Source organism: Klebsiella sp. JN_Kp122 (assembly GCF_040062085.1).
GTDB lineage: Bacteria > Pseudomonadota > Gammaproteobacteria > Enterobacterales > Enterobacteriaceae > Klebsiella > Klebsiella aerogenes.
Map to the genome: position 1 here is coordinate 1 of NZ_JBEAHW010000028.1, position 13,613 is coordinate 13,613.

Below are 13,613 nucleotides of genomic sequence, written 5' to 3' on the forward strand. Positions count from 1 at the left end.
CCTCCGACCGCTCGGTTCGTAGCCGAGTACTCTATCCAGCTGAGCTACGGATGCAAAATGGCGGTGAGGCGGGGATTCGAACCCCGGATGCAGCTTTTGACCGCATACTCCCTTAGCAGGGGAGCGCCTTCAGCCTCTCGGCCACCTCACCACACAACACGCCTCTTGCGAGTGCTTCGAAGAACTTGTTTCTGCTCTTCGTCGCTGCGATGGCGCACATATTACTTTCTGAGACTTATAAGTCAAACAATTTTTCGAGAGCTTTTTCCGTTTGCACACTTCACGCGCAATTAGCCTGCAAAAACGGCAAAAAGAGTATTTTATCAACAGGAAATAGCCCTTTACGGCCATTCAAAAGCGACAACGAAAAATGACGTACGGCGAATAAAAACAAAAGAGAGGATGTCGCGAGAGAAGAAACAGGAGAAGAAAAGAGAAAAACGACCGCCGGAGGGATGCGCCTCACAATAAAGCGAGGCGCGGAAAGCTTAGTAACTGGACTGCTGGGATTTTTCAGCCTGGATACGCTGGTAGATTTCTTCACGATGTACAGAGACTTCTTTAGGGGCGTTGACACCAATACGTACCTGGTTACCCTTAACCCCTAAAACTGTCACAGTGACCTCATCTCCAATCATGAGGGTCTCACCAACTCGACGAGTCAGAATCAGCATTCTTTGCTCCTTGAAAGATTAAAAGAGTCGGGTCTCTCGCATCCCGGCATTATCCATCATATAACGCCAAAAAGTAAGCGATGACAAACACCTCGCGGTGTAAGCAGTCACGGCATCACATTCTGTTAAACCTAAGTTTAGCCGATCTACACAACTTCAACCCGACTTTATCGTTATCAGTACTTATGACGCAAGGTGCCGTAATCCTCTGGTTACGGCACCTATACCCGTCATACTTCAAGTTGCATGTGTGTTGGCTTTCCTCGCTCACCCCAGTCACTTACTTGAGTAAGCTCCTGGGGATTCGCTGCGTCGCCGCCTTCCTGCAACTCGAATTATTTAGGGTAAATGCGTTTATAGTTATTACAGTTTTGCGCTGACCCAGCCTTTCACACTGGCTAACGCAGCAGGGAGAGCAGACGCATCGGTACCGCCGGCTTGCGCCATATCCGGACGACCGCCCCCTTTACCGCCCACCTGCTGGGCGACCATACCAACCAGCTCCCCTGCTTTCACGCGGTCTGTCACATCCTTAGACACACCTGCAATCAGAGAAACCTTACCATCCGCTACCGTAGCTAATACAACGACCGTCGAACCGAGCTGGTTTTTCAGATCATCAACCATGGTACGCAGCATTTTCGGCTCAACGCCGGCCAGCTCGCTGACCAGCAGCTTAACGCCGTTAATTTCTTCGGCTTTACTGGAGAGATTAGCGCTCTCCTGCGCTGCAGCCTGCTCTTTCAGCTGCTGCAGCTCTTTTTCCAACTGACGGGTACGCTCAAGCGCCGCGCGAACTTTATCGCCGATGCTGTGGCTATCGCCCTTCAGCAGCTGCGCGATATCACTGAGCTGATCGCTCTGCGCATGCAGGCTGGCAATCGCCCCTTCGCCGGTCACCGCTTCAATACGGCGCACGCCTGCGGCGGTACCGGATTCAGAGGTAATACGGAACAGGCCAATATCACCGGTACGCGCTGCGTGAGTACCGCCGCACAGCTCGGTGGAGAAATCGCCCATCCGCAGTACGCGAACGCGATCGTCGTATTTCTCGCCAAATAGCGCCATAGCGCCGGATTCACGCGCGGCATCGATATCCATAATATTGGTTTCGATAGCCAGGTTACGACGGATCTGCGCGTTGACCAGATCTTCTACCGCACGAATCTCTTCCGGCTTCATCGCTTCAAAATGCGAGAAGTCAAAACGCAGCGCTTTATCGTTAACCAGTGAGCCTTTCTGCGCCACGTGGGTACCGAGGACCTGGCGCAGCGCCGCGTGCATCAGGTGCGTCGCGGAGTGGTTGAGACGGATACGCTGACGGCGAGCCTGATCGACATCGGCCTGCACCGCGTCACCCACTTTCAGGGAACCGCTGGCGACTTTACCGATATGACCAATAGCCTGGCCGTACTTCTGCGTATCGCTGACCGCGAAGGAGAAGCCAGCGCCTTTCAGTTCGCCTTTATCGCCTACCTGACCGCCGGATTCCGCATAGAACGGCGTCTGGTCAAGGACTACAACCGCATCCTGACCCGCGCTGACGCTATCAACCGCTTTGCCGTCGATGAACAGCGCAGTAACTTTGCCGTTCAGCTCCAGATGATCGTAGCCTTTAAATTCCGATGCGCCGTCAACGCGAATCATCGCGTTATAGTCAGCGCCGAAACCGCTGGACTCACGTGCGCGGCGGCGCTGCTCTTCCATCGCGGCTTCAAAGCCTGCTTCGTCAACCTTGATGTTGCGCTCGCGGCAGACATCCGCAGTCAGGTCAACCGGGAAGCCATAGGTGTCATACAGACGGAAGGCGGTTTCGCCGTCCAGCGTGTCGCCTTTAAGCTTCGACAGTTCCTCATCCAGCAGCGCCAGTCCACGCTCCAGTGTGCGCGCAAACTGCTCTTCTTCGGTTTTCAGCACCTGCTCAACCAGAGCCTGCTGCTGTTTCAGCTCTTCACCGGCGGCGCCCATCACGTCGATAAGCGGAGCAACCAGTTTCCAGAAGAAGGTGTCCTTCGCGCCCAGCATGTTGCCGTGACGAATCGCGCGGCGAATGATACGACGCAGCACGTAGCCGCGGTTTTCATTCGACGGGATCACGCCATCAGCAATCAGGAATGCGCAAGAACGAATGTGGTCGGCGATAACGCGCAGCGACTTGTTAGTCAGATCGGTCGCGCCGGTGACTTTCGCCACGCTCGCAATCAGATTGCGGAACAGGTCGATGTCATAGTTGGAGTTAACGTGCTGCAGAACAGCGGCAATACGCTCAAGCCCCATACCGGTATCAACGGACGGCTTCGGCAGCGGCTCCATAGTACCGTCAGCCTGACGGTTGAACTGCATGAAGACGATGTTCCAGATCTCAATGTAACGGTCGCCATCTTCTTCCGGGCTTCCCGGAGGGCCGCCCCAGATGTGGTCGCCATGGTCAAAGAAGATTTCGGTGCATGGGCCGCACGGACCGGTATCGCCCATCTGCCAGAAGTTATCAGAAGCAAACGGCGCGCCTTTGTTGTCGCCGATGCGGATAATACGCTCGCGCGGAACGCCCACTTCATTGGCCCAGATGTCGAAAGCTTCGTCATCGGTCTCGTAAACGGTAACCCACAGTTTTTCTTTCGGCAGGGCGAACCAGTTCTCACCGGTCAGCAGTTCCCATGCGTATTTGATGGCATCCTGCTTGAAGTAATCGCCGAAGCTGAAGTTGCCCAGCATTTCGAAGAAGGTGTGGTGACGCGCGGTGTAACCGACGTTTTCCAGATCGTTGTGTTTACCGCCCGCACGCACGCAACGCTGCGCGGTGGTCGCGCGCGAATAATTACGTTTGTCGAGACCAAGGAAGACATCCTTGAACTGGTTCATCCCGGCGTTGGTAAACAGCAGGGTCGGATCGTTGTGCGGCACCAGGGAGCTGCTGGCAACTACCTGATGTCCCTTACTATGGAAAAAGTCGAGAAACGCCTGACGGATCTCAGCGGTGCTCTTGCTCATAATTATCCTGAAATCAAGCTACACTTCATCCTTCAAGTCGCCTCTGACCTGGCGGAACGTCCTCTCCCGGTAGTGAACTCACGTACGCCCCAGAAGCTGTTCTCTCTTGCCGCCGTGATGCAGCTTGAATGATTTTGTGTATAAGGAATAATCGCCCTGGACGCTGATTATGCAATCACAAGCAGCGGCCCGACGGAATAAAGTGGGAATAAGATAAGTTTTCTTTAGAGGGAAGTAAAATCCCCGATGGGTCAATCTGCAAAATTTCGCCAGATTTCCTGGATATCTTCCATCAGATAGCCGCGGTACAGCAAAAATCGCTGGATTTTAACTTTTTCAGTAAAGGCGGTAGGTAACGGTTCGCCGTATTTACGCTGCGCCTGCTCTTTCGCCAGCGCCGCCCAGTCGATTTCACACTCGCGCATCGCGCTTTCGATGTCGCTGCGGCCAATGCCCTTTTGATTCAACTCCTGGCGGATACGTGCCGGCCCGTAGCCCTTGCGGCTCCGGCTGGCAATAAACTGGCGAACAAAACGCTGGTCATCAAGATAGCGGTTTTCCAGGCACCAGCCGACCACCTGTTCGAGCTCTTCCGGCGTGATGTCCAGTTTTTCAGGGCCGTTTTTACTCATTACCGGCGCCGCCAGCTTACGCCGCAGCTCCTGTTCGCTATGATCGCGCATCGCCAGAATACGAATTGCGCGATCCAACAGACGCGCATAGCCGGAGCGGCGTGGTGAAGTCTCAGTCACAGGCACCTCGATAATCTAAGAAAAGCAAAAGGGCCGCATCAGCAGCCCTTTGTCACTCTTTTAGACGATATCAGAAATCTTGTTCGGTTTCTTCTGCGTCGTTGCCGTCAACCGCGAAGTCCGGCGTGGAGTCCTGGTTGTTGAGCAACAGTTCGCGAACTTTCTTCTCAATTTCTTTCGCCGCCGCCGGGTTATCTTTCAGCCAGGAGATTGCGTTCGCTTTACCCTGACCGATTTTGTCGCCGTTGTAGCTATACCAGGCGCCCGCTTTTTCAATCAGCTTCTCTTTCACGCCGAGGTCAACCAGCTCGCCGAAGAAGTTGATGCCTTCACCGTAGAGGATCTGGAATTCAGCCTGTTTGAACGGCGCGGCGATTTTGTTTTTCACCACTTTCACGCGGGTTTCGCTGCCGACAACGTTGTCGCCCTCTTTCACCGCGCCGATGCGGCGAATGTCCAGACGCACGGAAGCGTAGAACTTCAGCGCGTTACCACCGGTGGTGGTTTCCGGGTTACCGAACATCACGCCGATTTTCATACGGATCTGGTTGATGAAGATCAGCAGCGTGTTGGACTGCTTCAGGTTACCAGCCAGTTTACGCATCGCCTGGCTCATCATACGCGCCGCGAGGCCCATGTGAGAGTCGCCGATTTCGCCTTCGATTTCCGCCTTCGGCGTCAGCGCCGCCACGGAGTCGACGACGATAACGTCTACCGCGCCGGAACGCGCCAGCGCGTCACAGATTTCCAGCGCCTGCTCGCCGGTATCCGGCTGGGAGCACAGCAGGTTGTCGATATCAACGCCCAGCTTGCGGGCATATACCGGATCCAGCGCGTGTTCGGCATCGATGAACGCACAGGTTTTGCCTTCACGCTGCGCTGCGGCGATAACCTGCAGCGTCAGGGTAGTTTTACCCGATGATTCCGGCCCGTAGATCTCAACGATACGGCCCATTGGCAGACCGCCTGCGCCGAGCGCGATATCCAGAGAAAGCGAACCGGTGGAGATGGTTTCCACGTCCATGGAACGGTCTTCACCCAGGCGCATGATGGAGCCTTTACCGAATTGCTTTTCGATCTGGCCCAGTGCTGCCGCCAACGCTTTCTGTTTGTTTTCGTCGATCGCCATTGTTACTCCTGTCATGCGAGGTGAAGCGCGTTCGCTTCGCCGTTAATATTTGTTCAGTTGAGGCAATTATACTGTATGGTCATACAGTATCAAGTATTTTGTAGAAATTGTTGCCAGAGCAGATTTAACGCATAGGCCGTCGCCTGACGACGCACCGCTTCGCGGTCTCCGGCAAAGCATTCGCGGCGGGTCACGCCCTGCCCGTTCGCACAGGCGACGCCGAACCACACGGTGCCGACGGGCTTCTCCGCGCTGCCGCCGTCCGGGCCGGCGATACCGCTGACCGATACCGCATAGGTGGCGCGCGCCGCGCGTAGCGCACCAATTGCCATCTCGACAACCACCGGTTCGCTCACCGCGCCGTTATCCAGTAACGTCACTTCGCTCACGCCAATCATCTGCGATTTGGCTTCGTTGCTATAGGTCACGAAACCGCGCTCAAACCACGCTGAGCTACCGGCAATATCGGTCAGCGCTTTGGCTATCCAGCCGCCGGTGCAGGACTCCGCGGTGGTCACCGTCGCGCCCTGCGCTTTCAGCGCCAGCCCAACCTGTTCGCTTAGCTGCATTAATTCTGAATCGGTCATTTTCGCCCCGCTTAAGCCAGATAAAGAGGCCATCAAAGATAGCACTTTCGGCAGAGATATGGGGACGAGCTGGTGATTTTACGAGGGGGGATCCAAAAATGGGCCGTCCCGCTGCAACCAGGACGACCAGACAACCCGTTACTTCATACTATTGACGATGAGCTCGACGTTATGGCGCAGCATTTTAACGTAGCTATCGGCCACGCCGCCCGGCTTAGACAGCGCTTCCGGATAGAGTTCGCCGCCCGGTTGCGCCCCCGTCGCGCCAGCGATTTGCTGCACCAGACGCGGGTCCAGCTGGTTCTCCATAAACCAGGTATGCACGCCATCGGCTTTGATTTGCTTAATCAACGCCGCCACCTGCGCCGCGCTAGCTTCGCTCTCGGATGAGAGTCCCTGCGGCGCAAGGAACGTCACGTGGTAAGCGCGGCCAAAATAGCCGAAAGCATCATGGCTGGTCAGCACTTTACGCTTCACCTGCGGGATGGCGCTAAACTGCGCCTTCGCCCAGCCGTCAATTGCCGTCAGCTGCTCGATATAACGCTTACCGCGGCTCTGGAGCGCCGCTTTATCCTGCGGGTCGGCTTTCACCAGGCCATCAAGGATATTCTGCGCGTACAACGCGCCATTAGCGGCGCTATTCCAGGCGTGCGGATCGGTCACCGTTTTACCGTCTTCATCGAGGGTATGCGTCTTAACCCCTTTTGACGCCACCACTAATTCGCCCTTAAAACCGGACGCTTTCACCAGCCGATCCAGCCACCCTTCCAGACCAAGCCCGTTGACCACCACCACGTCGGCTTTGCTGAGCAGCGCGCTATCCTTCGGTGAAGGTTCAAAGGTGTGCGGATCGCCATCCGGCCCTACCAGCGTATCGACATGAACATGCTCGCCGCCGACCTGCTGCACCATATCGCCCAGCACCGAAAAACTGCTTACCACGTTCAGCGTTTTTGCTATCGCCCCCTGCGCCATCAGCCCCACGGCTAACGCCATCACCACTGCACTTCGTTTCATCATTTCCTTACCCCATTAATTTGCGCCAGCCAACGACCAGCCGGCTGCGCGTGCCAAAAAACACTGAAATAAAAAACAGTACGCTGGCGGTCAGCACGATGGCGGGCCCGGCGGGTAAATTCACTGCCCACGAAAGGCTCAATCCCATCCAGGCGCAAAATGCGCCGATCGCCGCCGCCAGCAACAAAATGCCCGGCAGCGTTCGTGCCCAGCAGCGCGCCGCTACCGCGGGCAACATCATCAGCCCTACCGCCATTAGCGTGCCGAGCACCTGGAACCCCGCCACCAGATTCAGTACCAATAGCGCGAGAAACAGGCCGTGCAGCAGCGCCGGTAGCCGCCACGCGTTGACCTGTAGCCAGGCGCTATCGAACGCCTCGCTGACCAGCCCGCGATAAAACAGCGCAATGCACAGCAGCGTCAGGCTCGCCACGCCGGTGACAAAGAACGCCGCGTCGCTATCCACCGCCAGAATCGAACCGAACAGCAGGTGCAGCAGATCGACGCTGGAGCCGCGCAGCGAGACCAGCGTGACGCCAAGGGCCAGCGAGCCGAGGTAAAACCCGGCAAAACTGGCGTCCTCTTTCAGCGGCGTTCGCCGGCTGACCCACCCCGCCACCAGCGCCACCGCGATCCCGGCGATAAATCCGCCAACGCTCATCGCCAGCAGCGACATGCCGTTAAGGAGATAACCCGCCGCCACTCCTGGCAGAATGGCGTGCGACAGCGCATCGCCCATCAGGCTCATCCGTCGCAGCAGCAATAGCACGCCTAACATGGTGGTGCTCAGCGACAGCGCGAAGCACACCACCAGCGCCCGGCGCATAAAGCCAAATTCAATAAAAGGTTGAAAAAAGGTATGCCAGATCATGCCTGCCTCGCGGTGTTGAAGGCGGGAAGCACGCTTGACGTCTCGCCCCAGCGCGCGTGCTGGGGTTCAAGCAGCAGCGTCTCGGGAAAGAAATCGGCCACGCACTGGTTATCGTGCAGCACCGCCAGTATCGTTTGCCCCTGGCGGTGCATATCGACGATAAGCGCCATCAGCTCGCGGCTGGTGGCCTCATCGACGCCGGTAAACGGCTCGTCCAACATCACCAGCGGCGCCTGTTGCACCATCACCCTAGCAAAGAGCATACGCTGGAACTGGCCGCCCGAGAGCTCTTCAATTGGCGTATTAGTCAGCGCGCTGATCCCCACCCGCTCAAGCGCCGCGGCGATGCGCCGACGCTCGCCGCCGCCCAGACCGCGCAGCAGCGAGACCCGCGGCCAGGCCCCCTGACTGACGACATCGCGCACCAGCAGCGGAAACTGTGATTCCAGGGCATGGCGCTGCGCCAGCCAGCCAACCACGGGCCGCCCTTTGCGCCAGTTCAGCCGGCCGCTAACCGGCGGAATAAATCCAGCCAGCGTTTTCAGCAGCGTCGATTTACCGCAGCCATTAAGCCCGACAATCGCCGTCAGGCTTCCCGCCGCAATCACGCCGCTCATCGCCGGAGTGATTGCCATGCCTTCATACCCGGCAACCAGATGATCCAACTCAATCATGGCAGCGCCACCGCCCACCATGTGGCCAGCCATAGCGCCGCCAGCAGTCCGCAGGCGATTGCCACGCGCGCCGCGCCGGATGCCATAAAAACCGATGTGAACATATTCCCGCCCCAATAAAATGTTATAACATAACAGTATGGGATTCAGAAAAGAATGTAAATCTGCGTCAGCAAGAGGAAATGTAACAAAGGTCAACAAAAGGCATGCAGAAGGGAAAAAACGGATGGATAAGCGCGGCGTCCCGGGGCTACCAACCGGATACCAGACCGTAGCCCGGATAAGGCGCTACGCGCCGCCATCCGGGGAACTCGAAATATGTCGGCTGGATGAAAGGATCAATACCCGCCGCGGGCCTGCGAAACCGCCAGCCCCAGCTGCCAGACAGCCATCGCGTAGTGGGTGCTGTGGTTATATCGGGTGATAGTGTAGAAGTTCGGCAGACCATACCAGTACTGGTACCCGGTGCCGATATCCAGCCGCAGCAGACTGGCCTGCTGATGGTTGCCAAGCGGCTGCGTTGGGGTTAATCCCGCCGCCGACAGCTGTGAAACGCTGTATTTGGTTTTAAAGCCGTTATCCAGACCCGGCGCCTGGCCCAGCGCCTGCACCGCGACGGTATCGCCGCTCACCCAACCGTGCTGTTTAAAGTAGTTCGCCACGCTGCCGATGGCATCAACCGGATCCCACAGGTTGATATGACCGTCGCCGTTGAAGTCCACCGCGTATTGCTTATACGACGACGGCATAAACTGGCCGTAGCCCATCGCGCCGGCAAAGGAGCCTTTCAGATCCAGCGGGTCATCGCTTTCGCTGCGCGCCATCAGCAGGAAGGTTTCCAGCTCAGAGGAGAAGTATTCAGCGCGGCGCGGATAGTTAAACGACAGCGTCGCCAGCGCATCGAGGATGCGGGTTTTGCCCATCACCCGGCCCCAACGGGTTTCCACGCCGATAATGCCGACGATGATTTCCGGCGGTACGCCGTAGACCTGATATGCGCGGTTCAGCGCGTCCTGATACTGGTTCCAGAACACCACGCCGTTCTGCACGTTATCCGGCGTAATAAACTGTTTCTTATAGCGTAACCAGGCGCCGTTTGGCCCGGTCGGCGGCAGCCCGCTCGGCGCCTGGCGATCCATCAGTCGCAGCACGTAGTCCAGGCGCTTAGCCTGCGACAGGATCTCCTGGAGCTGCTGTCTATCAAAGCCGTGCTTCGCCACCATCTTATCGATGAACTGCGCCGCCGCTGGGTTATTGGCGAAATCGCCGCCCATCTGCATCACGTTATGCTGCGGTTCCAGCAAAAAGCCGCCGGTTCCGCTCGCCATCTCCGCTTCCGCGGGGGTCTTAGGTTTGCTGCTGCAGGCAGCCAGAAGTGCACATAAAGGGAGTAAAGCCAGATAGCGACGCTTCAACATGGGAATTCCATTTAACAAAATCGGCAAAGGGTAATTATGGTAAAGCATGCGCCCGCCAACAAGGAAGCGGCAATACATTTGCAGACAAAATAGTCCTTTTTTTGCACGTTCTCCGAGTTCGATCCGCACGTTAATTTTTTCACTCATCGCGAACAAACTTTCAAAATAAAATATTTATCTTTCATTTTGCGATCAATTTAACACTTTTAAACCTTTCAAAGTGATTAAAATCAGCCTCCAGTTAGCAAGAAAAATAACACGCTGAAGGAGAGAACAATGATTGAAATCGTTACCCACGGCGCTGAGTGGTTCATCGGCCTGTTTCAGAAAGGCGGCGAGGTGTTTACCGGTATGGTGACCGGTATCCTGCCGCTGCTGATAAGCCTGCTGGTGATCATGAACGCGCTGATCAACTTTATCGGCCAGCAGCGGATCGAAAAGCTGGCGCAGCGCTGCGCCGGCAACCCGCTTACCCGTTACCTGCTGCTGCCCTGCATCGGCACCTTTGTCTTCTGCAATCCCATGACCTTAAGCCTTGGCCGCTTTATGCCGGAGAAATACAAACCGAGCTACTACGCGGCGGCCTCCTATAGCTGTCATTCGATGAACGGGCTGTTTCCGCACATCAACCCCGGCGAGCTGTTTGTTTATCTCGGCATCGCCAACGGCCTCACCACGCTAGGCCTGCCGCTTGGCCCGCTGGCGGTGAGCTACCTGCTGGTTGGCCTGGTAACCAACTTCTTCCGCGGCTGGGTCACCGACCTGACCACCTCTATTTTCGAGAGAAAAATGGCGATTCAACTTGACCAGAAAGTGCGTCTGTCAGGAGCGACATCATGAGCCGTATTCGTATTGAAAAAGGGACCGGCGGTTGGGGCGGCCCGCTTGAACTCGACGTTGTTGAGGACAAAAAGATTGTCTATATCACCGCAGGCACCCGCCCGGCGATCGTCGATACGCTCGCCAGCCTGACCGGCTGGCAGGCGGTTGATGGATTTAAAGAAGGTGAACCGGCGGAAAGCGAAATTGGCCTCGCCATTATTGACTGCGGCGGCACCCTGCGTTGCGGCCTCTACCCGAAGCGCCGTATTCCGACCATCAACATCCACGCCACCGGTAAATCCGGGCCGCTGGCGCAGTATATCGTCGAAGATATTTACGTCTCCGGAGTCAAAGAAGAGAACATCAAACTGCTGGAAGATAGCGGCGAGACGGCAGTGCACCCACTCCCCGCCGCGGGCCGCGATTACGATGCCAGCAAGAAGATTACCGAACAGAGCGACGGCCTGCTGGCTAAGGTCGGGATGGGGATGGGATCGGTGGTTGCGGTACTGTTCCAGGCCGGGCGTGACACCATTGATACGGTGCTGAAAACCATTCTGCCGTTTATGGCCTTCGTCTCGGCGCTGATCGGCATCATCATGGCCTCCGGCATCGGCGACTGGATTGCCCACGGCCTGGCGCCGCTCGCCAGCCATCCGCTGGGGCTGGTGACGCTGGCGCTGATCTGCTCCTTCCCGTTGTTATCGCCGTTTCTCGGCCCCGGTGCGGTGATAGCCCAGGTGATCGGCGTGCTGATTGGCGTCCAGATCGGCCTTGGCAACATTCCACCGCATCTCGCCCTACCCGCGCTGTTTGCCATTAATGCCCAGGCCGCCTGCGATTTTATCCCGGTAGGCCTGTCGCTGGCCGAAGCCCGTCAGGATACCGTACGCGTCGGCGTGCCGTCGGTGCTGGTCAGCCGCTTTCTCACCGGCGCGCCAACCGTGCTGATCGCGTGGTTCGTTTCCGGATTTATTTACCAATAAGAGGTTCCTGAAGATGACCGTCATTTACCACACCACTATTACCCGTATCGGCGCCAGCGCGGCGACGGCGCTGGAAGAACAGATGCTCATTACCTTCCGCGAGGGCGCCCCGGCGGATATCGAAGAGTATTGCTTTATTCACAACCACGGCGAGCTGTGCGGCGAGCTGCGCCCGGGCGCAGAGCTACAGCTCGGCGATCGGCATTATCCGGTGACCGCCGTCGGCGAGGTCGCCGAGCAAAACCTGCGCGAGCTGGGCCACATCACCCTGCGCTTTGACGGCCATCGTCAGGCGGAGTTTCCCGGAACCGTTCACGTCGCGGGCCCGGTACCGGACGCCATCGCGACCGGCTGTGTACTGAAATTTGTTGCTTAGAAGGAGAGAAAGATGAATCAGGTTGCTGTTGTCATTGGTGGCGGACAAACCTTAGGAGAGTTTCTGTGCCGCGGTCTAGCCGCCGAGGGCTACCGCGTGGCGGTGGTCGATATCCAAAGTGAAAAAGCCAGCCGCGTCGCCCAGGAGATCAACGCTGAATATGGCGAAGGTACGGCATACGGCTTCGGCGCCGACGCCACCAGCGAAGCCAGCGTCACGGCGCTGGCTCACGGCGTGGATGAGATTTTCACGCGCGTCGATCTCCTGGTCTACAGCGCCGGTATCGCTAAGGCCGCCTTTATTAGCGACTTCGCGCTGGGCGATTTTGACCGCTCACTGCAGGTCAACCTGGTGGGCTATTTCCTCTGCGCCCGCGAGTTCTCACGGCTGATGATCCGCGATGGCATTAAAGGTCGCATCATTCAGATCAACTCGAAATCCGGCAAAGTCGGCAGTAAGCATAACTCAGGCTATAGCGCGGCGAAGTTCGGCGGCGTCGGGCTGACCCAGTCGCTGGCGCTGGATCTGGCGGAATACGGCATTACCGTGCATTCGCTGATGCTCGGCAATCTGTTGAAATCACCGATGTTCCAGTCGCTGCTGCCGCAGTACGCCACCAAGCTCGGCATTGATGAGAGCGAAGTCGAGCAGTACTACATCGATAAGGTGCCGTTGAAACGCGGCTGCGATTACCAGGATGTGCTGAACGTGTTGATGTTCTACGCCAGCCCGCAGGCATCGTACTGCACCGGGCAGTCGATTAACGTCACCGGCGGCCAGGTGATGTTTTAAAAGGTTCCCGGATGGCGCTGCGCTTATCCGGGCAACAAAACTGTAGGTCGGGTAAGGCGTTAGCCGCCACCCGACAAAAAACGGTACCCGGGTTGTACCCGGCATCACACCTTCAGGAGACATTATGGTTACCGCACTCATTACCGTCGCCGCTATTGCCTGGCTTTGCCAACTGGCGTTCGGCGGCTGGCAGATCCGCCGCTTCAATCGCGCCTTTGATAGCCTTTGCCAGCAGGGCCGCGTCGGCGTCGGCCGCTCCTCCGGGCGCTTTAAACCGCGCGCGATTGTCGCTATCGCCGTCGATGAAAACGATCGTATTTGCGATACGCTGTTGATGAAGGGACTCACCGTCTTCGCCAGTCCGCAAAAAATCCCCACGCTTAGCGGTAAACATCTCGAGGAATTGCAGCCTGATGTGATCTTTCCCAATGATCCGCTCTGTCAGAATGCACTATCATTAGCGCTTAATCCGAAACATGCATAATTTCGTTGTGAAAGTTAATATCTTGCGAAATTATCACTTC

14 protein-coding genes and 1 tRNA gene are annotated in these 13,613 nt (G+C 57.0%); 5 read left to right on the top strand and 10 right to left on the bottom strand.

What is annotated here, in order from left to right:
- Window positions 1-58: 58 nt before the first annotated feature.
- From ABLU78_RS12670 to mltB, 10 genes are all read right to left on the bottom strand, one after another.
- A tRNA-Ser gene (locus ABLU78_RS12670) sits at window positions 59-151 on the bottom strand.
- 337 nt (window positions 152-488) lie between these two features.
- Window positions 489-674, bottom strand: coding sequence for a carbon storage regulator CsrA (gene csrA, locus ABLU78_RS12675; RefSeq protein WP_000906486.1), 186 nt, complete (start codon window positions 672-674; stop codon window positions 489-491).
- A gap of 363 nt (window positions 675-1,037) precedes the next feature.
- Window positions 1,038-3,665 carry an alanine--tRNA ligase gene (gene alaS / locus ABLU78_RS12680; RefSeq protein ID WP_015703239.1) on the bottom strand — a complete coding sequence of 876 codons (2,628 nt, stop codon included), beginning with the start codon at window positions 3,663-3,665 and terminating at the stop codon, window positions 1,038-1,040.
- A 251-nt stretch (window positions 3,666-3,916) separates the two neighbouring features.
- Window positions 3,917-4,417 carry a recombination regulator RecX gene (recX, locus tag ABLU78_RS12685; RefSeq protein ID WP_042894995.1) on the bottom strand — a complete coding sequence of 167 codons (501 nt, stop codon included), beginning with the start codon at window positions 4,415-4,417 and terminating at the stop codon, window positions 3,917-3,919.
- A gap of 70 nt (window positions 4,418-4,487) precedes the next feature.
- Window positions 4,488-5,546: a recombinase RecA gene (recA, locus tag ABLU78_RS12690; protein ID WP_015370055.1), complete on the bottom strand. Its 1,059-nt coding sequence runs from the start codon at window positions 5,544-5,546 to the stop codon at window positions 4,488-4,490.
- 89 nt (window positions 5,547-5,635) lie between these two features.
- On the bottom strand, window positions 5,636-6,133 hold the full coding sequence (gene pncC / locus ABLU78_RS12695; protein ID WP_020078118.1) for a nicotinamide-nucleotide amidase: 498 nt from the start codon (window positions 6,131-6,133) through the stop codon (window positions 5,636-5,638).
- 138 nt (window positions 6,134-6,271) lie between these two features.
- Window positions 6,272-7,150, bottom strand: coding sequence for a metal ABC transporter substrate-binding protein (locus tag ABLU78_RS12700; RefSeq protein WP_015703242.1), 879 nt, complete (start codon window positions 7,148-7,150; stop codon window positions 6,272-6,274).
- 7 nt (window positions 7,151-7,157) lie between these two features.
- Window positions 7,158-8,021: a metal ABC transporter permease gene (locus ABLU78_RS12705; RefSeq protein ID WP_048229353.1), complete on the bottom strand. Its 864-nt coding sequence runs from the start codon at window positions 8,019-8,021 to the stop codon at window positions 7,158-7,160.
- Complete coding sequence (locus ABLU78_RS12710) at window positions 8,018-8,728, bottom strand: ATP-binding cassette domain-containing protein (protein WP_072049887.1); 711 nt, start codon at window positions 8,726-8,728, stop codon at window positions 8,018-8,020. Before ABLU78_RS12710 ends, ABLU78_RS12705 begins: the two co-directional genes overlap by 4 nt.
- Window positions 8,729-9,033: 305 nt before the next feature.
- The gene (gene mltB, locus ABLU78_RS12715) at window positions 9,034-10,113 is read right to left on the bottom strand and encodes a lytic murein transglycosylase B (protein ID WP_020078114.1); all 1,080 of its coding nucleotides are present in this window, start codon (window positions 10,111-10,113) and stop codon (window positions 9,034-9,036) included.
- Between the two features lie 276 nt (window positions 10,114-10,389).
- On the opposite strand from mltB, the gene ABLU78_RS12720 reads away from it, so the two are divergent.
- From ABLU78_RS12720 to gutM, 5 genes are all read left to right on the top strand, one after another.
- A complete protein-coding gene (locus ABLU78_RS12720; protein ID WP_015370048.1) occupies window positions 10,390-10,953 on the top strand; it encodes a PTS glucitol/sorbitol transporter subunit IIC in 564 nt (187 codons plus the stop codon).
- Window positions 10,950-11,921: a PTS glucitol/sorbitol transporter subunit IIB gene (locus ABLU78_RS12725; protein ID WP_015370047.1), complete on the top strand. Its 972-nt coding sequence runs from the start codon at window positions 10,950-10,952 to the stop codon at window positions 11,919-11,921. The genes ABLU78_RS12720 and ABLU78_RS12725 overlap by 4 nt, the downstream gene beginning before the upstream one ends.
- 13 nt (window positions 11,922-11,934) lie before the next feature.
- Entirely contained in the window at window positions 11,935-12,297 is a 363-nt protein-coding gene (srlB, locus tag ABLU78_RS12730; protein WP_015703247.1) for a PTS glucitol/sorbitol transporter subunit IIA, read from the top strand.
- A 12-nt stretch (window positions 12,298-12,309) separates the two neighbouring features.
- Complete coding sequence (gene srlD, locus ABLU78_RS12735; RefSeq protein ID WP_008806161.1) at window positions 12,310-13,089, top strand: sorbitol-6-phosphate dehydrogenase; 780 nt, start codon at window positions 12,310-12,312, stop codon at window positions 13,087-13,089.
- Between the two features lie 124 nt (window positions 13,090-13,213).
- Window positions 13,214-13,573 carry a transcriptional regulator GutM gene (gene gutM / locus ABLU78_RS12740; RefSeq protein ID WP_015703248.1) on the top strand — a complete coding sequence of 120 codons (360 nt, stop codon included), beginning with the start codon at window positions 13,214-13,216 and terminating at the stop codon, window positions 13,571-13,573.
- The last annotated feature ends 40 nt before the right edge of the window (window positions 13,574-13,613 follow it).

Coding starts and splice junctions, on each gene's coding strand:
- csrA (WP_000906486.1), bottom strand. CDS start 674: ATGCTGATTCTGACTCGTCGAGTTGGTGAGACCCTCATGATTGGAGAT.
- alaS (WP_015703239.1), bottom strand. CDS start 3,665: ATGAGCAAGAGCACCGCTGAGATCCGTCAGGCGTTTCTCGACTTTTTC.
- recA (WP_015370055.1), bottom strand. CDS start 5,546: ATGGCGATCGACGAAAACAAACAGAAAGCGTTGGCGGCAGCACTGGGC.
- pncC (WP_020078118.1), bottom strand. CDS start 6,133: ATGACCGATTCAGAATTAATGCAGCTAAGCGAACAGGTTGGGCTGGCG.
- ABLU78_RS12700 (WP_015703242.1), bottom strand. CDS start 7,150: ATGAAACGAAGTGCAGTGGTGATGGCGTTAGCCGTGGGGCTGATGGCG.
- ABLU78_RS12705 (WP_048229353.1), bottom strand. CDS start 8,021: ATGATCTGGCATACCTTTTTTCAACCTTTTATTGAATTTGGCTTTATG.
- ABLU78_RS12710 (WP_072049887.1), bottom strand. CDS start 8,728: ATGGCTGGCCACATGGTGGGCGGTGGCGCTGCCATGATTGAGTTGGAT.
- mltB (WP_020078114.1), bottom strand. CDS start 10,113: ATGTTGAAGCGTCGCTATCTGGCTTTACTCCCTTTATGTGCACTTCTG.
- ABLU78_RS12720 (WP_015370048.1), top strand. CDS start 10,390: ATGATTGAAATCGTTACCCACGGCGCTGAGTGGTTCATCGGCCTGTTT.
- ABLU78_RS12725 (WP_015370047.1), top strand. CDS start 10,950: ATGAGCCGTATTCGTATTGAAAAAGGGACCGGCGGTTGGGGCGGCCCG.
- srlB (WP_015703247.1), top strand. CDS start 11,935: ATGACCGTCATTTACCACACCACTATTACCCGTATCGGCGCCAGCGCG.
- srlD (WP_008806161.1), top strand. CDS start 12,310: ATGAATCAGGTTGCTGTTGTCATTGGTGGCGGACAAACCTTAGGAGAG.
- gutM (WP_015703248.1), top strand. CDS start 13,214: ATGGTTACCGCACTCATTACCGTCGCCGCTATTGCCTGGCTTTGCCAA.